9 protein-coding genes and 1 pseudogene are annotated in these 5,336 nt (G+C 36.1%); 4 read left to right on the top strand and 6 right to left on the bottom strand.

Going from position 1 to position 5,336, the window contains the following annotated elements:
• Positions 1-905 (top strand): annotated as a pseudogene (locus DSM106972_RS52080) (hypothetical protein); the annotation flags it as partial.
• Here DSM106972_RS52080 and DSM106972_RS52075 read toward each other — a convergent pair.
• The gene (locus tag DSM106972_RS52075) at positions 894-1,040 is read right to left on the bottom strand and encodes a hypothetical protein (protein WP_158633047.1); all 147 of its coding nucleotides are present in this window, start codon (positions 1,038-1,040) and stop codon (positions 894-896) included. The pseudogene DSM106972_RS52080 and the gene DSM106972_RS52075 overlap by 12 nt on opposite strands.
• Before the next feature lie 132 nt (positions 1,041-1,172).
• Between DSM106972_RS52075 and DSM106972_RS50755 the strand changes: the two genes are divergently transcribed.
• From DSM106972_RS50755 to DSM106972_RS50745, 3 genes are all read left to right on the top strand, one after another.
• Entirely contained in the window at positions 1,173-1,376 is a 204-nt protein-coding gene (locus DSM106972_RS50755) for a hypothetical protein (RefSeq protein WP_127087822.1), read from the top strand.
• A gap of 297 nt (positions 1,377-1,673) precedes the next feature.
• The gene (locus DSM106972_RS50750) at positions 1,674-2,114 is read left to right on the top strand and encodes a hypothetical protein (RefSeq protein WP_127087821.1); all 441 of its coding nucleotides are present in this window, start codon (positions 1,674-1,676) and stop codon (positions 2,112-2,114) included.
• 167 nt (positions 2,115-2,281) lie between these two features.
• Positions 2,282-2,473, top strand: coding sequence for a hypothetical protein (locus DSM106972_RS50745; protein ID WP_127087820.1), 192 nt, complete (start codon positions 2,282-2,284; stop codon positions 2,471-2,473).
• 217 nt (positions 2,474-2,690) lie between these two features.
• On the opposite strand, the gene DSM106972_RS54675 is transcribed toward DSM106972_RS50745, so the two are convergent.
• The 5 genes from DSM106972_RS54675 to DSM106972_RS50725 form a co-directional block, all read right to left on the bottom strand.
• Positions 2,691-3,014: a hypothetical protein gene (locus DSM106972_RS54675; RefSeq protein ID WP_127087819.1), complete on the bottom strand. Its 324-nt coding sequence runs from the start codon at positions 3,012-3,014 to the stop codon at positions 2,691-2,693.
• A gap of 77 nt (positions 3,015-3,091) precedes the next feature.
• On the bottom strand, positions 3,092-3,310 hold the full coding sequence (locus tag DSM106972_RS50735; RefSeq protein WP_127087818.1) for a hypothetical protein: 219 nt from the start codon (positions 3,308-3,310) through the stop codon (positions 3,092-3,094).
• 184 nt (positions 3,311-3,494) lie between these two features.
• A complete protein-coding gene (locus DSM106972_RS52070) occupies positions 3,495-3,650 on the bottom strand; it encodes a DNA-processing protein DprA (protein ID WP_158633046.1) in 156 nt (51 codons plus the stop codon).
• Between the two features lie 153 nt (positions 3,651-3,803).
• Positions 3,804-4,604: a hypothetical protein gene (locus DSM106972_RS50730; RefSeq protein WP_127087817.1), complete on the bottom strand. Its 801-nt coding sequence runs from the start codon at positions 4,602-4,604 to the stop codon at positions 3,804-3,806.
• A gap of 176 nt (positions 4,605-4,780) precedes the next feature.
• Positions 4,781-5,248 (bottom strand): hypothetical protein, encoded by a 468-nt coding sequence (locus DSM106972_RS50725; protein WP_127087816.1) that lies wholly within the window; start codon positions 5,246-5,248, stop codon positions 4,781-4,783.
• Positions 5,249-5,336: the final 88 nt, after the last annotated feature.

Raw genomic sequence — 5,336 nt, 5'->3', positions numbered from 1 at the left:
ATCTATCACATTTAATTCCCCCTAGCACCCAAGACGAACACAGCGCCCAAACTATTGATTCGGGCTTATCATTATTAATTTCTTCTAATACTCAACTAAGTAATGACCATGAGGTGCTAGGGGAAAATCTATCACATTTAATTCCCCCTAGCACCCAAGACGAACACAGCGCCCAAACTATTGATTCGGGCTTATCATTATTAATTCCTTCTAATACTCAACTAAGTAGTGACTCGGAGGTGCTAGGGGAAAATTTACCACATCTTATTTCCCCTAGCACCCACGATGAATACGGCGCTAAAACTATTGAAGATACCTTATCATTATCAATTCCTTCAAATACCCAACTAAGTAATAATTATGAGGTGCTAGGGAAAAATATATCACACTCGATTTCCCCTAGCACCCAAGAGGAACATGGCGCCCGAACTATTGAAGATACCTTATCATTATCAATTTCTTCTAATACTCAACTAAGTAATGACCATGAGGTGCTAGGGGGAAATATATCACATTCAATTTCAAGAAGCACCCAAGAGGAACACGGCGCCAAAACTATTGAAGATGACTTATCATTATCAATTCCTTCAAATACCCAACTAAGTAATGATTATGAGGTGCTAGGGGAAAATATATTACATTCAATTCCCCCTAGCACCCATCGCAAACACGGTGAAGGTAGCGGTAATCTGTCCTGGGGTTATGCAAATGCTAATAGCAAGAAGAAAAAACCAATTAAACAGCTTTATTTTGAATGGGAATACGCTGGTATGAGAGGCAAAACTTATGTGCGTTCGCACCTTAAAGAAGAGGTAATTGCATTAAATGATGCGAAGGCGCCAGTTGTTGAAATATTAGATTTATTAACTTATAACCCAAAAGTAGCAGAAGCTCTAGGTATTTGAGCTAATAATCAATTTGTCATACGAGCGATAAAGACAACGGCGCCAGTTTTTGGACTTATGAACCACTGTAATTAAAATAATATTGGCGCCTGTATTAACATTGATTACAGGCGCCATTAGTTGTATTGCATTCAAGTTTGACTATTTTCAGGTTCTATCGCCAACAGCTATATATTTCATTGCTGTTTTTTATATTAAGATATTAAGTTTTGGCTCTAGCTATGTCTAAAAGTGTTTTGATAAGGTAGTGAATAAAATTAAAATATAATGACTAAGCGTAATAATGTATATCGTGGATACCCAATCAAAAAGTTTGGTCGTGGTAAAAAAGTAATATTTCAAGCGATTATTAATGAAGTCGAATGGTCAACCATGATTGAATCTGACCTGAAAAAAGCAATTGATGCTTGGATTGATGAAGGAAAAGAACCCCCAACGCGCGCGCGAAAGCTATGTAATCAACAATCATAAGTTTAAGAGCAGGCGCCTTGAAAGTTGAGATATTCTTGAAGCTTTAGATACGAGCATTATAAGTATTAAAGTATAAACTAAACGTTTTGTATCTATATTACTAATCATAGGCGCCGAAGCACATCTATATATTTTATCGGCGCCTCCGAAGTGAGTGCGATAGATTCAAGAAGGCACTTGTTATGTTTTGATTAGTGGCGCCAAGTATATTTTATAATCTGAGCGTATAAAAATATTTGATACTAATTTTAGGAGATAATGTAAGTTGTTAGTGATATGCGAACGGGGAATTTTGATATGAGAAGTTTTTGTTTCATCCTAATTATTACAAGTTTAGGGGTTTTAAATACTGGCGTACCATTTTTCTCTAATCAACCAATCTTGGCGCATAATAAGAACATTTTAGAAAAGCGAGCATTAGTCGCGGTTGCACAAAAGTGTGGAAACACGGAAGTTGTTGAACCCAGTAAAACAAGTAAAACAGTAAGATTCCCCAAATTTGGTATCAAAGTTAAAATCCCTTCCAACTATAAAACATTTCCTCGTAAAGACGGTTCTATAAGCATTCTTGACCCAGGTTCCTATGAAGCAGTTAGATGTCAGGTGCCTCACGGTTTGTACTCATTTGATATTCAACTTTTACCTAATCCTAAAAATTTAGGTTCTTCGTTACTTGTTATGCATACACGTCTAAAAAATAGGTTAAAATCCTTGCTGGGTAAGGATAACAGCCGTTAATCTTAACGTTCGAGCCTTTACGATAAAATCTAGACTCAAACTGCCTGTAAGTCTTGATTTTAAAGGGGAAGTCTCAAATTTTAGTTTAAAGTTCAGCATAACACCTACGGAAGAGCCAAAATTTATCTTTAAAGACTTTTGCCAAATCTAACTATAAAAATGAAGTAATGAGAGTATATGACTATAATCAAAATAATATAAAAGCATTGCTGATTGATTTTAAAGGTGGTTATGGTGCTTCTGGAATTTTTAAAGTACCAAGTGTTAAAGGTATAATAGAAATGACTGCTTCTTGTGACTGCGAAGTTGATAGAAAAGATGTTGTTGACTACCTCAAAGTTACAGAGTTTATTAGATAAAAACTAATTATTAGTAAGTTATTGATTGAAACAGGCGCCAATGTGATAATTTGTGCTTAGGCGCCTGAAGTTAAAATTTATATTGCAACATTAGTACTATCATAAAAGCAATGTATCCAATGCTTTGGGGCACCTGTAATTAAAGATAGAAGTAGATGTAGCTTGTACGGTTTTATAGAGAAAATCTCCTCAAAACGGCGCCGAATTATTTACCATTTCAAACGCAATCCATTGGGTCAACACGACCAATACCAATTTCTAAAAGCTTTTGCTTCACATTCATAGCTTCCAGTCCACAGAAATAATATTGTTTATGACGTAGGTCAGCAATGTAAAAACCAAGTTTACCACCACTGATACGAAATAACTCGACCAAAATTTGTTGTTTGTTAATTCCGTACAGCAATTCAAAGTCATTGATATCCACTTTAAGATAAGTCGAAAATGGCTTCATGGATTTGAATAGCCATCCAGATTCTTTTCGCTCAATTATGCGAATGTAATCAGGGAGAATTACTGTTGTATCGTTTATATCAGTCATTGCTATAATAAAATATATAATCAAGAAAGCCTCAACAAATAAGTTGAGGCAGTATATTCAATTACTAATCAAGACTTCTATGAGTCTTCGGAGCTTTCGTCATTGGGAGTTGAAGGTTCGCCTGTTAACTCTTGGGGGAGTTTATCTACAAGTTCTCCTTCTTCTCCTTTGATGTCAGCTTTGAAATACCCAAGCTTCTCACCATCTTCTTCGCCCGGTATAAACGCAGGCTCGAAAACTTCGAGTTCATTGGGTTTGACATCTTTACGATGTCCATTACTGCCCTTCAAAGTCAATTATAATACCTCCTTATGGATTCAATGTTTGGTGTTAGATATTTTTATTCTCACATATAATATTATCGCTCATTTATTGAAAAAAAAGCTAAATTTTAAATAAAATTGTGGAAATAAAACTTTTATATTACTAGCAAAATTAATATAAAAAATGTTATCAATTATTTAAAATAAACAGAGGTGATTAAATCGCTAACTCATCATTTAATAAACCACTTACAAAAGTTAACTTATGTTGTGCAAACCTTTGAGCAATCCTCAATCCTGTATCTCTACCACGTTCTCTTGGCTGACGAGTTCCAATCACAGCAATTGAACGTTCTGGATTGTATAAAAACATATAAAGTTGTAATAAAGAAAATTAGGCATCATATCTTAGACATTTTAAAAGTATTGAAAGACGCGATAATGGTGTTTTTTTGTTTAACAGGCGCCGTTTATAAAGTAATGAAAAACGATTAAGTAATATTTCGTGCCACCGCAAGCGGATATATCAAGGTTTATTATTTGTAGGAGAGGCGCCTTGTTTATTCAAGCTTTTGATTTTTTTTCTAACCCATTTCCATCTAGCTACAATAAAAATTGATATTCCAGCTAAGATTGCTCCAATACCTGTAGAGTTCTCAATAACCCACTTCCAATTTTGATTTAACCAACTAGTTGGACTAACCGACACACTTATTTCGCGCTGGAAAGTTTTCAAATCAACATTTTCAGTAGAACCGTTTTTTCGCACGCGCGCGTAGATAGACATATATAGCTTTTGCTCGCCTGCCTCTGTTGGGGTAACGCTCCATCGCCATGCAGCTATACCATTTTGTATTAAAAATCTATTTTCTTCGTTTAGAGATTTTGTATTAAAGTTGGCGCCTTCAAGTCGCGCTCTCAAGAACGAGCTAACCTGTAACTGGGCAGTTTCCGTTCCAGATTGATTTCCAAGTTCTTTTTTTAAATCGCGTCGCAAATCATCACTAATTACTACTTCTACGACTTCAGCATCGTTAACCTTCATTTTATCTGGAACATTAAAAGCTATTTGCCCTGGTCTGGTTTCGACAACTTTCTTCAAAGCTTCATCGGCACCGTCAGGTATTGAAGTTTTATCTACGGATTGTGCTGGTGGGGTTGTTGCGGCGCCTGCATCTGTTGGTTCTGCCGTTGGTACTGAAGAAGAGCCAGCGTCACCTCCTGCTCCTCCTGATTCCCCTGTATTTAGAATATTATTAGTAACTATAATTACATGCGTAACACTTATAAAAAGTAGTAATAAAATCCAGAGACGCTTGTTTATCATTGCTTTTAAATGTACTTACAGAATTTCAGTAAATACCTACAAGTTGCTTATTACACATTCCGGCTAATTTTGGCGCCATTTATCCGACTAAAACTCTTTCAGTTGCTTCAATTACAGGCGCCAATGTAAAAATGAATGTATCCACTTAATTTAATATAAGCGCCCCCGAAGTCAACTTACCGACACACTCGAATTTGCGGAATAACAACAAACCAATCTTCGGTTATTTCCCCTATGACATCATCTATACTCATATGGCGATATACACTTTTAACAGTTACCTCACCTGAAAGAAATTCAAACTGCCCTGGTACACATCCTTTCTTAAACAGTTCTTTATTTGCTCGTTGAGACAAGGCGCCAACACACTGACCATCTGTACTGTAAATATTCCAACCATTTTTATTTGGATTCACTTTTATCAATAATTCGGCGCCTTCAATCAAGTTAACAATGACCTGCTGATTTTTCTTCGTGTTGTAATTACTTAGGAAAATATCCCCAGGAGTTAAATCAGAATAGAACATTTGAAGAGGTAAAGAATCGGTCTTTACAGTGAGTCGTTCTGGAACGGCGCCTGCTTCGTGTACAAATTGCAATTGCTTAGTAGTACATATAGTCAGTTCTTGCTTTGCGCGCGTCATAGCTACATGGAGAGCGAAAAATTTTGGGGGAGCAGTAAATATGAACTCCCAATCATTGAAATCTGCTTGCAAACATCACCAGCAATTA

Source organism: Dulcicalothrix desertica PCC 7102, from assembly GCF_003991905.1.
In the GTDB taxonomy this organism is placed as follows: domain Bacteria; phylum Cyanobacteriota; class Cyanobacteriia; order Cyanobacteriales; family Nostocaceae; genus Dulcicalothrix; species Dulcicalothrix desertica.
The sequence above is the reverse complement of the archived record's forward strand: the minus strand, read 5'-3'. Positions and strand labels throughout refer to the sequence as shown.